The organism is Vibrio sp. 10N.222.46.A1 (assembly GCF_041473595.1).
In the GTDB taxonomy this organism is placed as follows: Bacteria; Pseudomonadota; Gammaproteobacteria; order Enterobacterales; family Vibrionaceae; genus Vibrio; species Vibrio tasmaniensis_A.
The window spans coordinates 1-1,191 of sequence record NZ_JBFRSN010000231.1 but is presented as its reverse complement, the minus strand read 5'-3'; the positions used below and the strand labels follow the sequence as shown (position 1 = coordinate 1,191).

Annotated in this window: 1 protein-coding gene and 1 pseudogene; one reads left to right on the top strand and one right to left on the bottom strand. The window is 42.7% G+C overall.

Features of this window, described 5'->3' with window-relative positions:
• Positions 1-802, bottom strand: a pseudogene (locus AB4496_RS07770) (methyl-accepting chemotaxis protein); the annotation flags it as partial.
• 104 nt (positions 803-906) lie between these two features.
• On the opposite strand from AB4496_RS07770, the gene AB4496_RS07765 reads away from it, so the two are divergent.
• On the top strand, positions 907-1,191 hold a 285-nt coding region (locus AB4496_RS07765; protein WP_372130777.1), incomplete at its 3' end, for an NlpC/P60 family protein.

Genomic DNA, 1,191 nt, shown 5'->3' with positions numbered 1-1,191 from the left:
GATCTGCAAAGCCAGATTTAACCATCTCATAAGGCGCTGTTAAGCTTGCGAACTCTACGATGTCTGGATGCCATTCAGAAAAGTCATCATACGCGAGGTTAATGCCTGCAATTCGATTTCGAAGCTCTCTGTATTCGTCTTGCGCTTTTTCTAAGTCTGATTGCATCATCAACATTAGGAAGGTGTTCGCCATTGCAGAAGCACTCGCTGTGAATCGGTTAGCCGCATCGGAAGCCTCTGGGTTGTTCTGTACAAGGAAAGAACTGATACGGTTCATTTCAGGTCCGATGGAACTCACACCATAGCGAAACTCAGTGACTTGGCCATCGATGAGGTTTTGCTTATTCTGAATTTCAATTTGAGACGACAACACTTGGCTAGTCATCAATTGTAAGGTCGCCATGTTCTCGGTTAAGTTTTGTTTTTGTTCAACGGAAATCGCGTCAGGAAAAGATTGGGATATGAAGAGGAGTTCTTCTAGCGTTTGGTTACTTTCGGCAACTAACACGTCGATCGAGTTGCCTGTTGTGTTAAGCGTATTTAGGTCGGTTGATTGGGTGCTATAAGTAAGAAGTTTTACCTGCTCTAACACGCTTTGTGTTAATTCGGCGTTGTTTAATGCAAGAGGTAATGCTTGCTCCGAAAGTGCTTCAAAATGGCCCCCGACCCGATCGACGCCTCGGAGACTGACCAAAGATAAAAAGATGACGAGCAAAAGAATAGAAATAAATACAGCGGTGACGGTTTGAATGAGCGAGAATGTATAACGTGAAGGTTTTATTGATAAATTTGTGTCGGGCATGTGAAATCCAGTTTGACTACGAAAAAAGATATCCTTAAGTTAGTTCGTATACTAGAAGTCCTTGATGACGTTTATATTTCAGTTTTTTGTCAGAAGAGTTACATATGAAATTCAGAAAAATGGCTGTAGTTACAATAACTTTAGCAATATTGGCTGCTTGTAGCTCGACGCCATCCCCTTCTCAGCTTAGTGAAACCGCACACAAGCCTCTGTCAAAGTTAGAGCAATCAACGACCAATGCGTATATGAGTGTGTATGAACAGTGGAAAGGTGTGCCATATCATTTCGGTGGGACTTCATTTAGAGGCGTAGATTGCTCTGCTTTCGTTCAAATCGCAGTGCAAACTGCGACCCAGCAAGCCTTACCGAGAACCACAAAAGATCAAGTT